This is a genomic window from Nocardia heshunensis (assembly GCF_054782115.1).
This window is the reverse complement of record NZ_BAAGTC010000008.1, coordinates 136,819-158,773: the sequence shown is the minus strand read 5'-3', so window position 1 is coordinate 158,773 and position 21,955 is coordinate 136,819. Positions and strand designations below refer to the sequence as shown.

The window sequence follows — 21,955 nt, the reverse complement described above, 5'->3', positions numbered from 1 at the left end:
TGGCGGCGTGTCGAGTGGTGTGGGCGCGGCGTCGGAGCGGCGGGCGGGTAATTCTCCGAGGCGGGTCTTCGCCGAGCAGTTGACGGCGCTGTTCGACGCGGCGGGCAAGCCCACCTTGCAGTCCGTGGCCGCCGCGGCCACCAAACGGGTGGCGCCGGCCGGGGGCAGCCCGGTCACCGTGCAGCGACTCAGCGACTGGCGGCGCGGGAGAAACGTGCCCGCGGAATTCGATTCGCTGGCACCGGTCCTGCTCACCCTCATCGAACGGGCCACCGCGCAACAGGGCGACACGTCCGAGCTGATGACACTGACCGCGTGGCGGGTGCTGTGGAAGGCCGCCCAGGAATGGGATCCGGACGCCGAATCCGTCTGCCCCTACCTGGGACTGACCGCCTACAGCGCCGCGGATTCCGGGTGGTTCTTCGGCCGGAGCCGGGCCACCGCGGAACTGCGAGAGCTGGTGCGTGCCACCGTGACCGGCCCGGACGCCGGTCCGATCGTCGTCATGGGCGCTTCGGGTGCGGGGAAATCCTCACTGCTGCATGCGGGTCTTATGCCCGTGCTCGCGACCGACGGCGACTGGACGGTCGCCACCATGACACCCGGTTCGCGACCGGTGAAGACCCTCACCGAACTCCTCGACCGCGACGGAGACGGCCACGGCGACGGCCCGCCGGAGCGGCGCACCCTGCTGGTCGTCGACCAGTTCGAGGAAACCTTCACCGTCTGCCTCGACGAGCGCGAGCGCGAGGAGTTCCTCGGCCGTCTCACCGAACTCGCCGCGGCCCGGGAAAACGGCTGCGCCGCCGTCGTTCTCGCGGTGCGCGCGGACTTCTACCCGCAGTGCCTGGCCTATCCGGCCCTGGAAGACGCTCTCAACCAACGCTGCTACGCCCTCGGTCCGATGCGATTGGAAGAGCTCACCGAGGCCGTCACCGGCCCGGCCCGCGCGGCCGGGCTGAATCTGGAACCCGGGCTGGCGGAACTGGTGGTCACCGAGCTGTGCGGCCTGGGCGGTGAACACGATCGGCGCGGCTACGATCCGGGCGGCCTGCCGCTGTTCTCACACGTCATGGCCGCCACCTGGGCGCAGCGGGCGGGCGCGCGCCTGACCGTGGCCGGTTACCGCCGCTCCGGTGGCGTGTCCGGGTCGGTGGCGGCGACGGCCGAGGAAGCCTGGCAGGGACTCTCGCCCGCCGAACAGGACGAGGCCCGGCAGTTGCTGATGCGGCTGGTCACCGTCGGTGCGGACAGCCGCGACACCCGTCGTCGGGTCTCGCGCACGGAGCTGCTGGACGCCGCCCTGGATGCCGAGTCCGCGAATACCGTGCTCACCCGGCTCATCGACGCCCGGCTGGTCACCGCCGACACCGGCGGCGACACGGCCCCGGAGCTGGTCTGGTTCACCCACGAGATCGTGCTGGACGCGTGGCCGCGCCTGCGTGCGTGGATCGATGACGGCCGGGTCGAGCATCTCCTCCGCCAGCGACTGTCCGTGGACGCCACGGAATGGCTTGCCGCCCAGCGTGATCCGGCCCTGCTCTATCACGGCGTGCGGTTGGAGACGGCGACCCCGGCGGGCCGTCCGCTCGGCGGCGCGGTCGGCGAATTCCTCACCGCCGCCCATGCCGCGCAACGACGTTCGCGCCGCCTGGCCCTGGTCACCCGCACCGCGCTGGCCCTGCTCGGCGTCGGCGTGCTGGTGCTGGGCATCGCCGCCTACGCGCAGACCCGGCTCTCGGCACAGGAACACGACAATGCCACCCTTGCCGAAATCCTCGGCGAGGCCGACACTGTCCGCGCGACCGACCCCTCGCTGTCCGCGCAGCTGGAACTGGTGGCCGACCGCCTACGCCCCGGCGATCCGGACCTCCGCTCGCGGCTGCTGCGCACCCAGAATCTGCCGCTGGGCACACCCCTGGCCGGGCACACCAAGGGCATCAACGAACTGGCGTATCAGCCGGGCGGGCATCTGCTCGCCTCGGCGTCCGACGACGGCACGGTCCGGCTCTGGGATGTCGCCGATATCGCGCATCCCCGTGCCCTCGGCTCGTCACTGGACTGCGGGGCCGCCGCGACGGCAACGTCTTTCAGCCCGAACGGCACGGTGCTCGCGGTGGTCTGCGGCGGTGCGATCCGGCTGTGGGGAATGGCGGATCCGGCGCGACCGGCAGCCCTGCCCGCTCTCACCACCGATGCCAGCAGACTCGTCTTCGGTCCGAACGGACTCCTCGCGGCGGTGGGTGGCACCACCGTAACCCTCTGGAACATCGAGAATCCCGCCGCGCCGGTGCGTTCGGGCCGATCCATCCAGATCCCGGATGTGGTGTCGGGCGTCGCTTTTCAGCCGCACGGAGCCTGGCTGGCCGTCGCGGGCGGGCACACCGTGCGGGAGTGGACGCTCACCGGCGACCCGGCCCCGGTGGGTGCGCCGATCACGGTGCCGGGCCCCGCGATTCAGGCCATGGCGCTGGATCCGGACGGGACCACCCTGGCCGTCGGCGGCGGCGACAGCCAGTACTTCGCCGCCGGGACCGACGACGCGACCGTGACGTTGTGGGATCTCGCCGACCCGGTACACCCGACCCAGCACGGCAATTCGCTCATCGTCGCGGCCAAGTCCGATGTGCGTGCCCTCGCCTTCGATGCCGACGGCAATACGCTGGCGGCCGCCGATCGCGACGGTGTCGGCCTGTGGACCATTGTCGATCGGGCCCGCCCGACCCGGTTGGGCGAGCCCTTGGCGGCGCCGTCGCCGCCCTGCCCGATGGCCAGCGAGAGTCAGCCGTGCCGGGACAGTCCCAACACGGTGGCCTTCGCGGCCGACGGTCGCTCGGTGGTCGTCGGCGGCGCGCTCGGGGTGCTGCGGTTGTGGTCGTTGCCGCCCGCGGTGATCGGCGGCCGGGCCGGATGGTTCGCCAATGCCGGGGCCACCAGCAATGTCGGCACCATGGTGACGAGCGTGGTGAACGGCCGAATCGAACTGTGGGACATCCACGATCGGCAATCGGTCCGGCTGCTGGCCGATATCGCCCCCGGGCCCGGCCGGGCCTTCAGCCCGTCGCCCTCGATCAGTGACGACGGCACGCTGACGGTCGTGTCCGCGGGACCGGACGGCGGAGTCCAACTGCTGGATCTCACCGATCCGGCGCACATCCGGCCGCTGGGACAGGTGCCGGGCGTCATGAGTGGCTGGGTCGCGCAGGGCCGCCGGGTACTGCTCACCCTCAATACGTACTGGTCGTATCAACTGTGGGATCTGGCCGATCCCGCGCATCCGGTCGCGATGACCCCGGTCGTGCGTTTCGGTTCGGGGACACTGGGTCTGGCGAGGTTCGTGGTGGCACCCGATCTGCGCCACCTGGTAACGATGGCGCCCGAGACCACCGCGGGCGGGGTGCTGGAGTCGACGATCAAGATGTGGGATCTCGGTGCGGCAGGGGGGCCACGCGAGATCGCGCGGATGGTCGGCGACCGTGACCGGCCGTTCTCGTCGTTCGCGATCACCCCCGACTGGCACGCCATGGTCACCCTCGCCGCGAATACGCTGCGGTTCTGGGACATCTCGGATCCGGAGCACGTCCGACCGTCGACCGAGCCGGTCATCGGGCACGCCTTCAACATCCAGTCCGTGGACTTCAACCGCGACGCCACCGTAATGGCAACCGCCAGCGCGGATTCCACGGTCCGGCTCTGGGACATGCGCGATCGCCGGCATCCCACACCCATCGGCGGGGCCATCACCATGCCCGGCCACACCAACTGGAGCCTCGGGTTCGATCCATCCACCGATCTGCTGATCGGCGTCGGCAGCGATGTCATGAGCATCTGGGACCTGGACGAGAACCACGCGCGTCAACGCATCTGCACCGCCACCCGCGGCGTGCTCACCGCCGAGGTCTGGCAGGCGCATCTGCCGCGCCTGGCCTACCACCCGCCGTGTTCGGAGAAGCAATGAATCGATATCGAAGCGCGGCAGTGCTTTTCGCCGCGCTGCTGATGCTGTCGGGTGCCGCCGCGACGGCCCGTGCGGACGAGCCGACCGGGCGGGTGCCGGTGGGTGGCGGGACCGGGATCGCCCTGCCGGAGGGGCCGTGGTTCCAGACTCCGGCCGGGACGCTGCGGTTCTTCAGCTACTGCACGCTCACGGCGATCGGGTACGACGCACTCGGGAATCTGATCGGCCTCACCAACGCGCACTGTATGTACGAGGACGCGCGGCAACTGGTCGGCGACGAGGTGTTCTCCTGGACGGGGGTCACCGATCAGGGTGCGGCCCATGATGTTCGGGCGCTGGGGACCGTCGAATACATCGGCGCAGGCAACCCGATCGTCCCCGGGCCGAACGGGGTCGGCCTCGATTACGGGATCATCGTGTTCGACAAGTCGCGCGTCGAACCCGTTGACACGGTGGGCGGCACCACGATTCGCCGCATCGCCGCGCCGCCTCCGCCGGGGACGCCCGTCTGCAAGCAGGGCTATACGAGCGGCCGGACCTGCGGCAACACCGTCACCACCCTGGGCCCCTACCTGGTGACCACGGTCTCGGAGATCCCCGGCGACTCCGGAGCCCCGGTAGTCTCGGGCGACGCCCTCGTCGGTAATTCCTGGATGTGGGGCGGCAGCAGCTCGATCACCGCGATCATCGCCGATATGGACGCCCGCGGCGGGGTCGGAGCCGGATTCCACCTCGATTTTGGTGGATAGATGCGCGTCCGCTATATTGGACGACGGTCATCGGCCCGCTTTTCGAAGTGACTGCCGGAGATCAACCCCAAATCGTTCTACCGAAGACCGTTGGTTGCTGCCGTCAGGCAGCTGAAGGTCCGGCGATATTGCCGGCGACCCACGCAGGGAAGAACCGAGGTCGGGAAACCCGCGAGCGATCGCGATCGTTTCTTCTGCGCCCCGGATCGCCTTGCGACCGGGGCGTTAGCTTTGTCGCCGGCCCCTGTGGCGGAACTCGGTAGTTCATACGAGATTCCGACCATCCAGAGAGGAGGCGAAGTATGGCAAACGCTGAGAAGATCACCGCCGTCGCGGAGATCACCGAGCAGTTCAAGGAGTCGACCGCGACCGTCGTCACGGAATACCGTGGCCTGTCGGTCAGCAAGATCACCGAACTGCGTCGTGCCCTCGGTGCGAACGCTACCTACTCCGTCGCCAAGAACACCCTGGTCAAGCGTGCCGCTGCTGAGGCGGGCGTGGAAGGCCTGGATGACTTGTTCGTCGGTCCGACCGCCATCACCTTCATCAAGGGTGAGCCGGTCGACGCCGCGAAGGCGCTGAAGGCGTTCGCCAAGGACAACAAGGCGCTCATCATCAAGGGCGGCTACATGGACGGCGTCGCGCTGTCCGTGTCCGAGGTCGAGCGCATCGCGGACCTCGAGTCCCGCGAGGTGCTGCTGGCCAAGCTGGCCGGCGCCATGAAGGGCAACCTGTCGAAGGCCGCGGGTCTGTTCGCTGCCCCCGGCAACCAGGTCGCTCGCCTGCTCGCCGCTCTGCAGGAGAAGAAGCAGACCGAGGGTGGCGCTGCCGCTCCGGTCGCCGACGCTGCTGCCGACGCCGAATAAGTCACTACCCCAAACCTATTCGTCGCCCTCGTGCGGTGACGGATCTACCGAAAGGAAATATCAATGGCTAACGTTGATGAGCTGCTCGAGACCTTCGCCGGCATGACCCTGCTGGAGCTGTCCGAGTTCGTGAAGGCGTTCGAGGACAAGTTCGAGGTCACCGCTGCCGCTCCGGTCGCCGTTGCCGTCGCCGGTGGCGCTGCTCCGGTCGAGGCCGCCGAGGAGCAGGACGAGTTCGACGTCATCCTCGAGGGTGCCGGCGACAAGAAGATCCAGGTCATCAAGGTCGTGCGTGAGATCGTCTCCGGCCTGGGCCTGAAGGAAGCCAAGGACCTCGTCGAGGGTGCCCCCAAGGCCATCCTGGAGAAGGTCAACAAGGAGGCCGCCGAGGCCGCCAAGGCCAAGCTCGAAGAGGCCGGCGCCAAGATCTCCGTCAAGTAAGAAGACGGCGATTGTGCCGGGGGCATACCCCGGCGACGCTTAGTTTGTGAAAAGGGCGATTCCCATTGTGGGATCGCCCTTTTCGCGTAATCTGCGCTCGTGATTTCGCCGTGATCACGACTGCGGTCGAAAACTTTCTACCGACCAGTCAGGTCCCGGTGTCCGAGACGGTATATATGCGATACAGTGGCCGAACCTACTGTGACGCGCCACACCGCGCGATATTTGTGGCGCGCGGTCACATGTGGGGCGCTCGTCGGAGAAAGTGGAGGTTGGCGTGGGCGTCGAGGTCAGGACCGAAGGCATCACGAAGTCGTTCGGTTCTCAGCGTATTTGGCAGGACGTCACTCTGACGCTGCCTCCGGGGGAAGTCAGCGCTCTGCTCGGCCCGTCCGGTACCGGTAAGTCCGTCTTCCTGAAGTCGTTGATCGGTCTGCTCCGTCCGGAGAAGGGCTCGATCTACATCGACGGCACCGACATCACCACCTGTTCGAACAAGGATCTGTACGAGATCCGCAAGCTGTTCGGCGTCCTCTTCCAGGACGGCGCGCTGTTCGGGTCGATGAACCTGTTCGACAACACCGCCTTCCCGTTGCGCGAGCACACCAAGAAGAGCGAATCCGAGATCAAGAAGATCGTCATGGAGAAGCTCGAGCTGACCGGTCTGCTCGGCGCCGAAGGCAAGCTCCCCGGTGAGATCTCCGGTGGTATGCGCAAGCGCGCCGGCCTGGCCCGCGCCCTGGTGCTGGACCCGCAGATCATCCTGGTCGACGAGCCGGACTCCGGTCTGGATCCCGTTCGTACGACGTATCTCTCGCAGCTGTTGATCGATATCAACGCGCAGATCGACGCGACGATCCTGATCGTCACGCACAACATCAACCTGGCCCGTTCGGTGCCGGACAACATCGGCATGCTGTTCCGCCGCAACCTGGTCATGTTCGGTCCCCGCGAGGTGCTGCTCACCTCGGAGGAGCCGGTGGTCAAGCAGTTCCTCAACGGCCGCATGCAGGGCCCCATCGGCATGTCCGAGGAGAAGGACGAAGCCCAGATGGCCCGCGAGCAGGCCCTGTTCGACGGTGGTCACCACGCCGGTGGCGCCGAAGAGGTCGAGGGCATCATTCCGCAGATGCGTGCCACGCCGGGCATGCCCATCCGCGGTGCCGTGCAGCGCCGTCGCGAGCGGGTCCGTCAGATCATGCACACGCTGCCCCCGGCCGCTCAGGAAGCCATCCGAGAGTCCATGTCGCAGAACGGCGATGATTCCGACACACAGGTGATGCCCGCCTATACCGGCGGGTATGACACCACGGTTCGACAGAACCTGACTAACGGGTAACATACGGCGCGTGAATCCCACCCTGACGCGACTGCGCACCCCGGTCGAGTCGGGACTTGCCCAGGCCGGCAACATTTTCGCACTGTTCCTGGACGTGCTTCGCAAGACGTTCCGGCGGCCCTTCCAGGTCCGGGAGTTCATCGAGCAGTCGTGGTTCATCGCGAGTGTCTCGATCCTCCCGGCCGCCCTGGTGGCAATCCCGTTCGGTGCCGTGGTGGCCCTGCAGACCGGCTCGCTCATCAAGCAGCTGGGTGCGGAGAACTTCACCGGCGCGACCAGCGTGCTGGCGACCGTGCAGCAAGCCGCACCGGTGGTGACCGCATTGATCATCGCCGGCGCGGCCGGTTCGGCCGTCGCCGCCGATCTCGGCTCGCGCACCATCCGCGAGGAGATCGACGCCATGGAGGTGCTGGGCATCGATCCCATTCAGCGCCTGGTGGTTCCGCGCGTGCTCGGCATGATGCTGGTCGCCTTCCTGCTCAACGGGCTGGTGTCGGTGGTCGGTATCTGCGGTGGCTACTTCTTCAATGTCGGGCTGCAGGGCGGCACCCCGGGCGCGTACCTCGCGTCCTTCTCCGCCCTCGCACAGATCCCCGACCTGGTGATCGGCGAGATCAAGGCGCTGATCTTCGGCGTGGTGGCGGGCGTGATCGCCGCATACAAGGGCCTGCATCCGAAGGGGGGACCGAAAGGAGTGGGTGACGCGGTGAACCAGTCCGTGGTGATCACGTTCCTCGTGCTGTTCTTCCTCAATCTGGTTCTGACCCTGATCTATCTTCAGGTCGTCCCCGCAAAGGGCGCGTGACCCATGGTCGTTTCGCAGCGTTCCACCGTTTTCACCCGGTCGGCGCGCAGGGTCAAACCTGTGCTCGAGGCCCCGGTCAACCTGGTCGACAAGGCCGGGGACCAGATGTCGTTCTACTCCAGGGCGATCGGCGCGATCCCGAAGACCATCGTGCACTTCCGCAAGGAGGTCATGCGGCTGCTGGCCGAGGTGACCTTCGGCTCGGGTGCGCTCGCCGTCATCGGCGGCACCATCGGCGTCATCGTCTTCATGTCGGCCTCGGTCGGTGTGGTCGTCGGCCTGCAGGGCTTCAAAGCCCTTGACGCCCTTGGCTCCGGAGTCCTCACCGGCTTCCTGACCGGCTACATCAACACCCGCGAGCTCGCGCCCCTGGTTGCGGCGCTGGCACTGTCGGCGACGGTCGGCTGTGGTTTCACCGCGCAGCTCGGCGCCATGCGCATCTCCGAGGAGATCGACGCGCTCGAGGTGATGGCGGTGCCGTCGGTGCCGTTCCTGGTGACCACGCGCGCCATCGCGGGCTTCCTCGCGGTGATTCCGCTGTACGTGGTCGGCCTGCTCGGCACCTATGTGGCGTCGCGGCTGATCAGCATCTACTTCAACGGGCAATCCAGTGGCTCCTATGACCACTACTTCAGCCTGTTCCTGCCACCGGAAGACGTGCTCTATTCGTTCGTGAAGGTGCTCGTCTTCGCGTTCGTGATCATCCTGGTGCACTGCTACTACGGCTACAACGCCAGCGGCGGCCCGGCGGGTGTCGGTGTGGCCGTGGGCCGCGCGGTGCGTGCCGCGATCGTGCTGATCAACGTGCTGGACTTCTTCCTGTCCCTGGCGATCTGGGGCACGACCACGACGGTGCGGGTGGCCGGATGAGCAATCCGAAGAACATCGAGTTGTGGCGCTCCACCGAGAAGCTGCGCAAGCGCACCCTCGGCGTGCTGTTCTTCCTCGTGGTGGCGCTGTTCCTGTGGACCACCATCGCCATCTACAACAAGCAGTTCACGGATGTGGTGCGGGTCAACCTGATCACCGACACCGTCGGAAACGCCTTGACCCGCAACGCGGATGTGAAGGTCCGCGGTGTGACGGTCGGGGAGATGCGGTCGAGCAAGTACGACGGCAAGAACGTCACCCTGGATCTGGCCATCGATCCGGACAAGGCGAGCAAGATCCCGGCCAATGTGACCGCGCGATTGCTGCCCAAGACGCTGTTCGGTGAGCGCTACATCGATCTGGTGTGGCCGGACGCCCCGCAGGGGCATCTCACCGCGGGCGTCACCCTCAAGCAGGACACCACCGGCAATGCCGTCGAGGTGAGCCAGCTGCTGGACCACATTCTGCCGCTGCTGCAGGCGATTCCGCCGCAGTACCTGTCCTCCACGCTGGGCGCGCTGTCCAACGCGCTGCAGGGTCAGGGTGAGGAACTGGGCAAGACCGTCGATCGGCTCGACGACATCATCACCCAGGTCAACGGTGAAATGCCGACGCTGCAGCAGGATCTCAAGAGCCTGGCGGATGTCGCGACCACCTACGCCGATGCCGCGCCGCAGCTGGTGAACGCGCTGGACAACCTGCGCACCACCAATGCCACCATCGTGCAGAAGCGTTCGCAGATCGACACCCTGCTGGCCACGCTGACGCCGAGCGCCTCGACCACCGCGGACTTCCTGGTGGCCAACCGCGACAACATCATCGACGTGGCCGCCGACTCGCGCCCCGCGCTCGAGGCGCTGGCCAAGTACTCGCCCAGCTACGCCTGCGCGCTCGCCGGTATGGCGGAGCTCAAGCCGCGCATCGACCAGATCTTCGGCAAGGGCACCGACCTGCCGGGTTCGCGCGTGACCGTGCAGATCGTGAATCCGCGCGGCCGCTACATCCCCAACCAGGACGAGCCGCGCTGGTTCGATACGCGTCCGCCGCTGTGCGTCCCGATGTACCCGCCGGGCACCGACCCGGGCCAGTACACCGACGGATCCGCCAATGACGGCTCCTACCAGCCGCCCAGCCGCAATCCGGGTGACCAGAACATCGGCAAGATGTCGGAGCCGCAGTACAAGGTGTACGGGCCGCAGGCCCCGAGCATCGCGTATTCGCCGCAGGAGGCCCAGACGCTGGGCACGATCTACGGTGCGGCCCACGGGGTTTCGCCCGAAGCGGTGCCCACCTGGGTGACCAAGATCGCCGCCCCGGCGTTCCGCGGCAGTGAGGTGAGCGTCAAGTGAAGGATCTGTTGCGCGGCCTCGGGCCGACGCTGACCAAACTGATCGCCTTCATTCTCGTCACGGTCTTCCTGACGGGCGTGCTGGCGTTGACCATCGCCAACTACGGTGGCGGCGGTACCAAGTTCAATGCCCGTTTCACCGACGTCACCTCCCTGAACAAGGGCGACGAGGTGCGCATCGCCGGTGTCCGGGTGGGCAAGGTGACCGGGGTGTCCATCGTGGACAAGCGCCTGGCCAATGTGGAATTCGAACTGAGCGACCGGGATTGGCTGCCCGCCTCCACCACCGCGACCATCAAGTACCGCAACCTGGTGGGCCAGCGCTACATCGCGCTGGAGCAGGGCACCGGGCAGCAGGGCCGCAAGATGAACAAGGGCTCCACGATTCCGTTGGAGCGCACCAAGCCCGCGGTCAATCTGACCGAGCTGTTCAACGGCTTCCGGCCGCTGTTCCAGACGCTGACCCCCGAGGACGTGAACAAGCTGTCCTCGGAGATCATCCAGGTCTTCCAGGGCGAATCCGGCACCATCCGGGATCTGGTCGCCACCACCGCCTCGCTCACCAACAAGGTGGCCGACAAGGACGCGGTGATCGGTGAGCTGATCAAGAACCTGAATGCGGTGCTGGACAGCATCAATTCGCGCGGCGACCAACTCGACCAGCTGATCGTGAACACCGAGGCGCTGGTCACCGGGCTCAACGCCGACCGCGGCACCATCGGGTCCGCGATCACCTCGCTGGGCAACCTGGCCTCGGCCACCGGGGACCTGCTGGTCCCGGTCCGGCCGAACCTGCAGGGCGCGATCGCGGGCCTCAACCAGTTGACCGGCACGCTCAACGACCGCAAGGACGAGGTCGACGAGGGCCTGACCAACCTGCCCCTCAAGATGGAGAAGCTCGGCCGCGCCGCCTCCTACGGCTCCTGGTTCCAGTTCTACCTGTGCGGCATCGACATCGTCGCCGGGCCGGGCACCAAGGACGCGCCGCAGCTGAATCTGCCGCCCGCACTGGCGAACATGCCGACGGTGAATCAGCCGATCTACACGAATCCGGCCCCGCGCTGCCATGGGAAGGGAGGCCGCTGATGGACGATCGCGCCGTATTGGGCAAGCGCAGCCCGGTATTCATGGGCGGGCTCGGCCTGCTCATGGTGCTGCTGGTGACCATGTCCGCGTTCAGCCTGGACAAGCTGCCGTTGCTGTCGGCCGGCACCAAGTACACCGCCGAGTTCTCCGAGGCCGCAGGGCTGAAGAAGGGCAATGAGGTTCGCATCGCCGGCGTGAAGGTGGGCGCGGTCTCCGACGTCCGCCTCGACGGCGACAAGGTGCTCGTCGACTTCCGCACCCAGGACGCCTGGGTCGGCAACGAGACCACCGCCTCGATCCAGATCAAGACCCTGCTCGGGCAGAAGTACCTGGCGCTCGATCCCAAGGGCACCAAGATCCTCAACCCGTCCGACCGGATCCCGCTCTCGCGCACCGTGTCTCCGTACGACGTGGTCGACGCGTTCAGCGATGCCGCCAAGAACATCGAGGACACCAAGACCGATCAGCTCGCGCAGAGCTTCCGGGTGCTCTCGGACGCCTTCTCGGCGACGCCGCCGGAACTGCGCGGCTCCATCGACGGCGTGGCCCGGCTCTCGGAGTCGCTGGCCAAGCGCGACGATCAGCTCAAGCAGCTGTTCGCCGCCACCAAGACCACCTCGAAGGTGCTCGCAGACCGCAATCAGGAATTCGAGCGGCTGATCGCCAACGGCGGCGAGTTGCTGGCCGAGCTGAACGTGCGTCAGCAGGCCATCCACCAGCTGCTCACCGGCGCGAAAACCGTTGCGACGGAACTGACCGCGCTGGTCAAGGACAACGAGGAACAGATCGGCCCGGCGCTGACCAACCTCAACAAGACCATCGACCTGCTCAACAACCATCAGGCCGACATCTCCAAGACGCTCGCCCTGGCCGCGCCCTTCTACGGGCTCTACTCCAACGTGCTGGGCACCGGCCGCTGGTTCGACGCGGTCATCACCAACCTGATTCCGCCCGCCCTGCCGGATGTTCCGGGTAACCGGGATCCGATCCGAAAGCTGGGAGGTTAGTCCGTGACGAATCCGCTGACCGCCCTGCGCGGTTCGAGTACCAAGAGCAAGGTCATCGCGGCGGTGGCCGTGCTGGCCGTCGCGCTCGCGGGTGTGGGCTGGTGGGGCTTCCAGAAGCTCAACACCACCACCATCACCGCGGCCTTCGACAAGTCCATCGGCATCTACGAGGGCTCGGACGTCCGCATCCTGGGCGTCCCGGTCGGCCATGTCACCAAGGTGACGCCCAAGGGCGACATCGTCGAGGTGGTCATGGAGGTGGATCGCAAGTACGACGTCCCGGCCGATGCCAAGGCCGCGCAGATCACCCCGTCGGTGGTGTCGGACCGGTACATCCAGCTCGCGCCCGCCTACAAGGGCGGACCCAAGATGGGGCGCAACGCCACCATCCCGAAGGACCGCACCGCGACCCCGGTCGAGGTGGACCGGCTCTACAAGAGCATCACCGAGCTGTCGAACGCGCTCGGCCCGGACGGCGCGAACAAGCCCGGCGCCAATGGCGAAGGCGCGCTGAACCAATTGGTGCGCACGGGCGCCGAGAACCTCTCCGGCAACGGTGAGGCGCTGGGAAACAGCTTCACCCAGCTGTCCAAGGCCGCGCACGCCCTCTCGGATTCGCGGACGGACATCTTCGACACGGTCAAGAACCTGCAGACCTTCGTGCAGATGCTGGCCGACAACGACTCCCAGGTGCGGACCTTCAATACCCAGCTGGCCTCGCTGGCCGGGTTCCTGTCCGACGAGCGCCAGACCCTCGGCGACGCGCTGAGCCTGCTGTCGGTCGCGCTCGGTGACGTGGCCCGGTTCATCGACAACAACCGGGATCTGGTGCAGTCCAACGCCGATGCGCTGACCAAGCTCACCCAGACCCTCGCCGATCAGCGCGACGATCTGGCCAAGGCGTTGCCGCTCATCCCGACCGCGCTGAGCAACCTGATCAACGTGCACGACGCCGAGACCGGCACGCTCAATATGCGCACCAACTTCACCGACATGCAGGACCCGTTCGGTGTGGTGTGCAAGATGCTGGACCTGGGCAAGCTGCGTCCCGGCGACCCCAAGTTCGACGCCATCTCCCGGCAGCTCGGGCCGATCCTGAACAACTGCAAGGCGATCACCGACCAGATCACCGCGGGCGTGAAGACGCCGTCGCTGGTGCTGCCCTTCGGCATTCTGAGCGGCGAGAACGAGCAGCACAACACCGTGCCCGGCTCCGTCCCCGGCAATCCGTCCGACCAGCTGCCGCCGTCGCAGCAGGAAGGTGGGCAGCGATGAGCGCCAACCGGATTCGCGGAGGCCGGATCAGGCGGGCCGCCCTGGTCGCCACCTCGCTGGGCGCGGTCACCCTGGTGGCCGCGGGCTGCGGCGCGAACAGCATTCCGCTGCCCGGCGGGCCGAACGTGGGCAAACACCCGCTGCACTTGGATATTCGCTTCGCCGACGTGCTGGACCTGGTCCCGCAGTCCTCGGTGAAGGTCGACGGTGTGGCTGTGGGCCGCGTCGACAAGATCCGCATCGCACCCGACAACGCCTGGGAAGCCAGCGTGCAGGTGCTGGTCAACGATGACGTGAAGCTGCCCGCCAACGCGCACGCCGAGGTCAAGCAGACCAACCTGCTCGGTGAGAAGTACATCGAACTGGCCGCTCCCGCCAAGGATCCCGACTCCGCGCCCCTGAAGGACGGAGCGAAGATCCCGGTCGAGAACACCCAGACCGCCACCGAGGTCGAGCAGGTGCTCGGCGCACTGTCGCTGCTGCTCAACGGCGGCGGCGTGGCCCAGCTGCAGCCGATCGTGGTGGAGCTCAACAAGACTCTCGGCGGTCGTGAGGGCAAGGTCCGCGACCTGCTGGACCAGGCCAACACCCTGATCAAGGGTCTCGACGACCAGGTCGACAACATCACCCGCGCGCTCGACAGCCTCAACACGCTCAGCGGTCGGGTGGCGCAGCAGACCATGCAGATCTCCAAGGTCCTCGACGAGCTGCCGGCCGGTATCAAGATCCTCAATGAGCAACGGCCGCAACTCATTCAGCTGCTCACCCAGCTGGATCGGGTGGGGCAGGCCGGATTCGACGTGCTCAACCACTCGAAGGACAACCTGATCACCGACCTGTCCTCGCTGCGGCCCACGCTGCAGGCGCTGGGCGCGTCGTCCAACGATCTGGTGTCCGCCTTCCCGCTGCTGCCGACCTACCCGTTCCCGGACGAGGCCCTCAAGTCCACGTTCGGCGGCCAGGTCAACACCTGGCTCTCGGTGGACCTGCAAATCGGCACCCTGCTGTCGAATCTCGGTGTCGGCAAACAGGATCCGCAGTACCTGCCGCCCAGCGGCCGCCCGGTGAACGTGGATCCGACCAACCCGTACTACAACGGCAACGGGCCGCGCGGCGGCTGGCCGACCATCTCCCTGCTGCCGCTGCCACCCACCGTGGCGCGGCCGACCGGGGCGACCGGACCGACCGATCCGCTGGGATCGATCCTCGAGCAGCTGGGAGTGGGTGGTCCGCGATGACACGCCTGGTACGTAATCAGTTGATCGCCTTCGCGCTCATCGCCGTGCTCGGCGTCGTGTTCGTCGGCGCCAAATACGTTCGCCTGGACAACATGCTGGGCTTCGGGCTCTACAAGGTGAAGGTCGAGGCCAAGGAGACCGGCAACCTGTCCAAGGGCGCCGAGGTCACCTACCGCGGCGTCCCCGTGGGCCGGGTCGGCGACCTCGACGTCACCCCCGACGGCGTGCTCATCACCCTGGAGATGAACTCCGGCAAGCCCAAGGTGCCCGCCAATGCGGTGGCCGCCATCGCCGACCGCTCCGCCATCGGCGAGCAGTACGTCGACCTGATGCCGACCAGCGACACCTCGCCCTACCTGCACGACGGCTCCGTCATCAAGGGCGCGAGCACCCCGATCCACGTCGAGGAACTGCTCTCCAGCGTCGACACCTTCGCCAGCACCACCGACCTGAAGGCGTTGTCCACCACCATCACCGAGCTGGGCAAGGCGTTCGACGGCCGCGGCGACGACCTCAAGATCCTGGTCGACTCGCTCAACAAGTTCACCGCCACCGCCAGTGGCGACAACCTGCAGCAGACCTTGGCGCTGATCCGCTCCGCGCACACCGCGCTGGCCACCCAGGCCGAGCAGTCCCCGGCGATCCTGCAGTTCAGCGACGGCCTCGACAAGCTCACCGCGCAGCTGAAGTCCAACGATCCGGACATCCGCCGCCTCATCGGCACCGGCACCGACGCGGGCTCCGCGATCCAGCGCCTGCTGCAGGAGAGCGGCCCGGCCCTCACCACGGATCTCGGCAATCTGCGCACCCTGCTGCTGACCGTCTCGCCCAAGTTCTACGCGCTCGGCCCGGTGCTGGCCATGCTGCCGCTGCTGCCGCTCGGTGGCTCCTCCACCGCGCCCGGCGACGGCACCACCCACTTCGGCCTGGTGCTCGAGACCAACAACCCGCCCGCCTGCACCGTCGGATACGAAGGCACGCAACGGATTCTGGACCAGATGAAGGCCCAGAACCCCAACTTCGACGACAGCCGCGACGATTTCCCGTTCAACACCCAGGCCGCCTGCACCGTCCCGCAGGGCAGCGAGACCGCCGTCCGTGGCGGCGCACGCGCCGAACTGGCCGACCCGAGCGTCCCGCAGCCGTGGGACGACAAGCCCAAGTACGACCCGGAAAAGCTCAACCTGAACCCGGTCGCGACCCAGCTGTCGACGCTCATGGGCGTGACGGTCAAGCACTGACGACGGTCGTGTGACACACAGTCCCAGCTAGGACGCGAAGAGAGGAAAGTATGGTGGCGGCGTGAGCCAGCAAAAGGACAGCGATTCGGGGGAGCACCTCGAGAAGCCGACGAGCGAGTCGGTTCCCGAAACCACCCCGGACGCGGGTCCGGCTGACGCCGACACCACGGTGAGCGAATCCGCTACGGAGACGGTCGAATCGGCTGCCGAGCCGACCGTCGTACTGGACAAGCCCGTCGACTCCGCGCCCGCACCCGTCCACTCCGAGCCCGCGTCGCGGCCTTCCGATATGCAGCGTTTCGCGCTGGTCGGTGCCGTCGTACTGCTGGCGGCCTCCGTGGTCGCGGCGGCCGTGGTCGGCTTCCTCTGGTTCGGCGACCACAAGGACGACAACCGGGCGAGCGCCCGCGACGCCGTCCTGACCGACGCCCGCCAGGCCGCAATGAACCTGATGTCCATCAACCCGGACGATATCGACGGGTCGCTGGCAAATATCCGGTCATCTATGACCGGGGACCTGCTCAAGCAGCAGGAGGACGGGCAGGATCAGCTCAAGCAGACCGCCCAGGACTCCAAGACCCGCATCACGGCCGACGTCGAGGGCCTCACCCTCACCTCGCTCAACAGCGAGCTCGACCACGCCTCCGCCTTCGCGGTGCTGAAGATCACCCGCAGCTGGCCCGGCGGCCAGCCCGCCACCTTCCGCCAGCTGTGGACCCTCGACATGGTCAAGCAGGGCAGCACCTGGAAGGCCGAGAAGGCCCAGAACCTGGGCGAACCGGTACCGCTGGGCACGGCCGCGCCGCAGCAGGACGCCCAGCAGCCGACCTCGACCCAGACCCCGACCCCCAAACCGGGCAACTAGGAGGGAGTGACCATGGCCAATCGGAAACGCCCCGTCAACCGCGTCACCACCCCGCGCCGCCCGGCCGCCTCTCGCGGTACCGCGTCGCGGACGACCGCGGCAGACGTGCGGAACGCTTCGACAGTGAAGAACGCCCGGTCCACCACCGAGCGTTCCAGCCGATCCGCGTCACGTTCCACCCCGCCGCGCGGCTCGGGCCTGACCAAACTCCCTGCCTCGCAACAGTATTCCAAGCCGACCCGGCAGGGCGGATTTTGGCGTAACTGGGGTGTCGCCACGATCTGTGGCGCGGTCTCGGTGCTGCTGCTGGCCTTCGCGGTGACCGGCGCGGTGTTCCACTGGGTGGAGAAGCCCAAGTCGGACTCCGGGAATCTCGCCTACGTCGACAACGGCGCCACCGACGAGGTGAAGGCCGCGGGCGATCACGCCCTGGCCACCCTGTACGGCTACAAGGCCGCCGACATCGACAAGTGGAAGTCCACGGTCAACTCGGTGCTCACCGACAAGATGCAGAAGGACTTCGCCAAGTACGTCGACACCACCGTCGACACCATCAAGCAGACCCAGACCGACACCGAGGTCAAGACCGACCCGATCGGCGTGACCCTGCTCACCGGCGATCGCGCGGAACTGCTGGTCAACCTGAACATTTCGGCCATCAAGGACGGCAAGCCCGAACCCCTCGCGTCGGGCCCGATCGTGCTGCGCATGCAGAAGATCGACGGCCACTGGCTGGCCTCGGATATCACCGACAAGTAGCCCCCGGCACCGGTGAAGTGGTCCTCGACCGGGCCGCTCACCGGTGTCTTTCCGGTATCGTGCGACGTCGCCGGGTGATCTTGTAGTGGGACAGGCGATCTCGCGATTTGTCAACTCGGGCCGCCACTTGACGACTTTCGCCCGAGCCGTCACGCTATTCACAACAGCGGCGGCTGTCACAGGGGACATGACGCCGGCGAGGGCCTTGCGAACGCAGCCAGCGGACTCTGCGGCCCAGCCGGAAATCCATGTGGAGACCGTCACTCGGAAGTGCCGTTATCGGGCGCGGGTCGCCCCGATATCGACACAGACACACCGGGGCGAAGTTGCCGCCCACGGATCGCCACGGGTGGTACTTTGACACCCCCGTAGGTTTGGGTGTAGTTTTGGACGTTGCGCTGGCTGCCTCCTGTCCATACCTCGATCGCATCACGAAAGTTCCACCTTCCGGTGTTACTTCCGCTGTCTGCTGTTCGGGTTTCGTTCGGGGTAGTAACCAGCGGAATTCGTAGCAGACAAGCGACGGTCGCGGACCACCACGCGACGCGCGTGAGGTGCTGGAAGGACGCATCTTGGCAGTCTCCACCCAGACCAAGGCCGGTATCCCCGGAGCCCCGAAGCGGGTGTCTTTCGCGAAGATTCGCGAACCCCTCGAGGTTCCCGGACTTCTCGATCTACAAACCGAATCGTTCGCCTGGCTGGTCGGTTCAGCAGACTGGCGTGAACGTGCCATCGCGCGCGGCGACGTCACGAACCCCGTCGGGGGCCTCGAGGAGGTGCTCGAGGAGCTTTCGCCGATCGAGGACTTCTCCGGTTCCATGTCACTGTCCTTCTCCGACCCGCGCTTCGAAGAGGTCAAGGCCTCCATCGAAGAGTGCAAGGACAAGGACATGACGTATGCGGCTCCGCTGTTCGTGACGGCGGAGTTCATCAACAACAACACCGGTGAGATCAAGTCTCAGACGGTCTTCATGGGTGATTTCCCGATGATGACCGACAAGGGCACGTTCATCATCAACGGCACCGAGCGCGTCGTCGTGTCGCAGCTGGTCCGTTCGCCGGGTGTGTACTTCGACGACTCCATCGACAAGTCGACCGAGAAGACGCTGCACTCCGTGCGTGTCATCCCCTCGCGCGGCGCGTGGCTGGAGTTCGACGTCGACAAGCGCGACACCGTCGGTGTGCGTATCGACCGCAAGCGTCGCCAGCCGGTCACCGTGCTGCTGAAGGCGCTGGGTCTGACCACCGAGGAGATCACCGAGCGTTTCGGTTTCTCCGAGATCATGATGTCCACCCTCGAGAAGGACTCCACCCCGGGTCAGGACGAGGCGCTGCTCGACATCTACCGCAAGCTGCGTCCGGGCGAGCCGCCGACCAAGGAGTCCGCGCAGACCCTGCTGGAGAACCTGTTCTTCAAGGAGAAGCGCTACGACCTGGCGCGCGTCGGTCGCTACAAGATCAACAAGAAGCTGGGCCTGAACCTGGACCAGCCGGTCACCGGCTCGACGCTGACCAAGGAAGACATCGTCGCGACGATCGAGTACCTGGTCCGTCTGCACCAGGGCGATCGCATGATGACCGCCCCCGGTGGCTCCGAAGTCCCGGTCGACGTCGATGACATCGACCACTTCGGCAACCGTCGTCTGCGGACGGTTGGCGAGCTGATCCAGAACCAGATCCGCGTCGGCCTCTCGCGTATGGAACGTGTCGTGCGTGAGCGCATGACCACCCAGGACGTCGAGGCCATCACGCCGCAGACCCTGATCAACATCCGTCCCGTCGTGGCGGCGATCAAGGAATTCTTCGGCACCTCGCAGCTGTCGCAGTTCATGGACCAGAACAACCCGCTCTCGGGTCTGACCCACAAGCGTCGTCTCTCGGCGCTGGGCCCGGGTGGTCTGTCCCGTGAGCGTGCCGGCCTGGAAGTCCGTGACGTCCACCCGTCGCACTACGGCCGCATGTGCCCGATCGAGACCCCGGAAGGCCCGAACATCGGCCTGATCGGTTCGCTCTCGGTCTACGCCCGGGTGAACCCGTTCGGCTTCATCGAGACCCCGTACCGCAAGGTCGTCGACGGCCGCGTCACCGATGAGGTCAAGTACCTCACCGCCGACGAGGAAGACCGCCACATCCGCGCACAGGCGAACTCGCCGGTGGACTCGGACGGCAAGTTCCTCGAGGAGCGCGTCCTCGCCCGCCACGGCAACGAGGAAATGGAATACGTCCCCGCCAAGGACATCGACTACATGGATGTCTCGCCGCGCCAGATGGTGTCGGTCGCGACGGCCATGATTCCGTTCCTCGAGCACGACGACGCCAACCGTGCCCTCATGGGCGCGAACATGCAGCGTCAGGCCGTGCCGCTGATCCGTTCCGAGTCGCCGCTGGTCGGCACCGGTATGGAGCTGCGTGCCGCGGTCGACGCCGGCGACGTGGTCGTGAACCAGAAGGCCGGTGTGGTGGAAGAGGTTTCGGCCGACTTCATCACCGTCATGCACGACGACGGCACCCGCCGCAGCTACCGCCTGCGCAAGTTCGAGCGCTCCAACCAGGGCACCTGCGCCAACCAGCGTCCGATCGTGGACGAGGGCACCCGCGTGGAGGCCGGGCACGTGCTCGCCGACGGTCCTTGCACCGAGAACGGTGAGATGGCCCTGGGCAAGAACCTGCTCGTGGCGATCATGCCGTGGGAAGGCCACAACTACGAGGACGCGATCATCCTGTCGCAGCGCCTCGTGGAGGACGACGTGCTCACCTCGATTCACATCGAGGAGCACGAGATCGACGCTCGCGACACCAAGCTCGGTGCCGAGGAGATCACCCGGGACATCCCGAACGTCTCCGACGAGGTCCTCGCGGACCTCGACGAGCGCGGCATCGTGCGCATCGGCGCGGAGGTCCGTGACGGCGACATCCTGGTCGGCAAGGTCACCCCGAAGGGCGAGACCGAGCTGACCCCCGAAGAGCGCCTGCTGCGCGCCATCTTCGGTGAGAAGGCTCGCGAGGTTCGCGACACCTCCCTCAAGGTGCCCCACGGTGAGTCCGGCAAGGTCATCGGCGTGCGCGTCTTCTCGCGTGACGACGACGACGATCTGCCCCCCGGCGTGAATGAGCTGGTGCGCGTTTACGTTGCGCAGAAGCGCAAGATCCAGGACGGCGACAAGCTGGCCGGCCGCCACGGCAACAAGGGTGTCATCGGCAAGATCCTTCCGCAGGAAGACATGCCGTTCCTCCCGGACGGCACCCCGGTCGACATCATCCTGAACACCCACGGTGTGCCGCGTCGTATGAACATCGGCCAGGTGCTGGAAACCCATCTGGGTTACATCGCCAAGACCGGTTGGCAGGTCGACGGCACCCCGGACTGGGCGAAGAACCTGCCCGAGGAAATGATCGGACAGCCGGCCGACACGAACATCGCCACCCCGGTGTTCGACGGTGCGCGCGAGGAAGAGCTGACCGGCCTGCTCGGTTCGACTCTGCCGAACCGCGACGGCGAGAAGATGATCGACGACAACGGCAAGGCCATCCTGCTGGACGGCCGCTCCGGCGAGCCGTTCCCGTACCCGGTGGCCGTCGGCTACATGTACATCCTGAAGCTGCACCACCTGGTCGACGACAAGATCCACGCGCGTTCGACCGGTCCGTACTCGATGATCACGCAGCAGCCGCTGGGTGGTAAGGCGCAGTTCGGTGGTCAGCGCTTCGGTGAAATGGAATGTTGGGCCATGCAGGCGTACGGCGCGGCCTACACCCTGCAGGAACTCCTCACCATCAAGTCGGACGACGTGGTCGGCCGCGTGAAGGTGTACGAGGCCATCGTCAAGGGCGAGAACATTCCGGAGCCGGGTATCCCGGAGTCGTTCAAGGTTCTGCTCAAGGAACTCCAGTCGCTGTGCCTGAACGTGGAGGTGCTGTCCTCGGACGGCGCCGCCATCGAAATGCGTGACGGTGACGACGAGGACCTGGAGCGCGCCGCGGCGAACCTGGGTATCAACCTGTCCCGCAACGAGGCTGCGACGGTCGACGACCTGGCGCAGTGAGCGATCGGTCGCGGGACGCCCTGAAAAGCGTCCCGCGGCAACGGATTTAGCGAACTTTTGCTCAA

At 66.6% G+C, this 21,955-nt stretch carries 16 protein-coding genes; all 16 read left to right on the top strand.

The window, feature by feature from the left end:
* Positions 1–7: 7 nt before the first annotated feature.
* The 16 genes from ACYVN4_RS26820 (at position 8) to rpoB (ending at position 21,890) form a co-directional block, all read left to right on the top strand.
* Positions 8–3,958: an nSTAND1 domain-containing NTPase gene (locus tag ACYVN4_RS26820; protein ID WP_460724784.1), complete on the top strand. Its 3,951-nt coding sequence runs from the start codon at positions 8–10 to the stop codon at positions 3,956–3,958.
* Positions 3,955–4,707, top strand: coding sequence for a chymotrypsin family serine protease (locus ACYVN4_RS26815; RefSeq protein ID WP_460724783.1), 753 nt, complete (start codon positions 3,955–3,957; stop codon positions 4,705–4,707). The genes ACYVN4_RS26820 and ACYVN4_RS26815 overlap by 4 nt, the downstream gene beginning before the upstream one ends.
* A gap of 302 nt (positions 4,708–5,009) precedes the next feature.
* The gene (gene rplJ, locus ACYVN4_RS26810) at positions 5,010–5,573 is read left to right on the top strand and encodes a 50S ribosomal protein L10 (protein ID WP_460724782.1); all 564 of its coding nucleotides are present in this window, start codon (positions 5,010–5,012) and stop codon (positions 5,571–5,573) included.
* Between the two features lie 63 nt (positions 5,574–5,636).
* Positions 5,637–6,014 (top strand): 50S ribosomal protein L7/L12, encoded by a 378-nt coding sequence (gene rplL, locus ACYVN4_RS26805; protein WP_460724781.1) that lies wholly within the window; start codon positions 5,637–5,639, stop codon positions 6,012–6,014.
* Between the two features lie 277 nt (positions 6,015–6,291).
* Positions 6,292–7,353 (top strand): ABC transporter ATP-binding protein, encoded by a 1,062-nt coding sequence (locus ACYVN4_RS26800; RefSeq protein WP_460724780.1) that lies wholly within the window; start codon positions 6,292–6,294, stop codon positions 7,351–7,353.
* Between the two features lie 10 nt (positions 7,354–7,363).
* On the top strand, positions 7,364–8,158 hold the full coding sequence (locus ACYVN4_RS26795) for an MlaE family ABC transporter permease (protein WP_379360272.1): 795 nt from the start codon (positions 7,364–7,366) through the stop codon (positions 8,156–8,158).
* A gap of 3 nt (positions 8,159–8,161) precedes the next feature.
* Positions 8,162–9,028: an MlaE family ABC transporter permease gene (locus ACYVN4_RS26790; protein WP_460724779.1), complete on the top strand. Its 867-nt coding sequence runs from the start codon at positions 8,162–8,164 to the stop codon at positions 9,026–9,028.
* Positions 9,025–10,377, top strand: coding sequence for an MCE family protein (locus tag ACYVN4_RS26785; RefSeq protein WP_460724778.1), 1,353 nt, complete (start codon positions 9,025–9,027; stop codon positions 10,375–10,377). The genes ACYVN4_RS26790 and ACYVN4_RS26785 overlap by 4 nt, the downstream gene beginning before the upstream one ends.
* 8 nt (positions 10,378–10,385) lie before the next feature.
* Positions 10,386–11,462, top strand: a complete 1,077-nt coding sequence (locus ACYVN4_RS26780) for an MCE family protein (protein WP_460724968.1) — start codon at positions 10,386–10,388, stop codon at positions 11,460–11,462.
* Positions 11,462–12,469, top strand: a complete 1,008-nt coding sequence (locus tag ACYVN4_RS26775) for an MCE family protein (protein WP_460724777.1) — start codon at positions 11,462–11,464, stop codon at positions 12,467–12,469. The genes ACYVN4_RS26780 and ACYVN4_RS26775 overlap by 1 nt, the downstream gene beginning before the upstream one ends.
* Before the next feature lie 3 nt (positions 12,470–12,472).
* Positions 12,473–13,744 carry an MCE family protein gene (locus ACYVN4_RS26770; protein ID WP_460724776.1) on the top strand — a complete coding sequence of 424 codons (1,272 nt, stop codon included), beginning with the start codon at positions 12,473–12,475 and terminating at the stop codon, positions 13,742–13,744.
* Positions 13,741–14,982 (top strand): MCE family protein, encoded by a 1,242-nt coding sequence (locus ACYVN4_RS26765; protein ID WP_460724775.1) that lies wholly within the window; start codon positions 13,741–13,743, stop codon positions 14,980–14,982. Before ACYVN4_RS26770 ends, ACYVN4_RS26765 begins: the two co-directional genes overlap by 4 nt.
* Positions 14,979–16,223: an MCE family protein gene (locus tag ACYVN4_RS26760; protein WP_460724774.1), complete on the top strand. Its 1,245-nt coding sequence runs from the start codon at positions 14,979–14,981 to the stop codon at positions 16,221–16,223. Before ACYVN4_RS26765 ends, ACYVN4_RS26760 begins: the two co-directional genes overlap by 4 nt.
* A 61-nt stretch (positions 16,224–16,284) precedes the next feature.
* The gene (locus ACYVN4_RS26755; RefSeq protein ID WP_460724773.1) at positions 16,285–17,088 is read left to right on the top strand and encodes a hypothetical protein; all 804 of its coding nucleotides are present in this window, start codon (positions 16,285–16,287) and stop codon (positions 17,086–17,088) included.
* Positions 17,089–17,100: 12 nt separating this feature from the next.
* Entirely contained in the window at positions 17,101–17,847 is a 747-nt protein-coding gene (locus ACYVN4_RS26750; protein ID WP_460724772.1) for a hypothetical protein, read from the top strand.
* Between the two features lie 554 nt (positions 17,848–18,401).
* Entirely contained in the window at positions 18,402–21,890 is a 3,489-nt protein-coding gene (gene rpoB / locus ACYVN4_RS26745) for a DNA-directed RNA polymerase subunit beta (RefSeq protein ID WP_460724771.1), read from the top strand.
* The last annotated feature ends 65 nt before the right edge of the window (positions 21,891–21,955 follow it).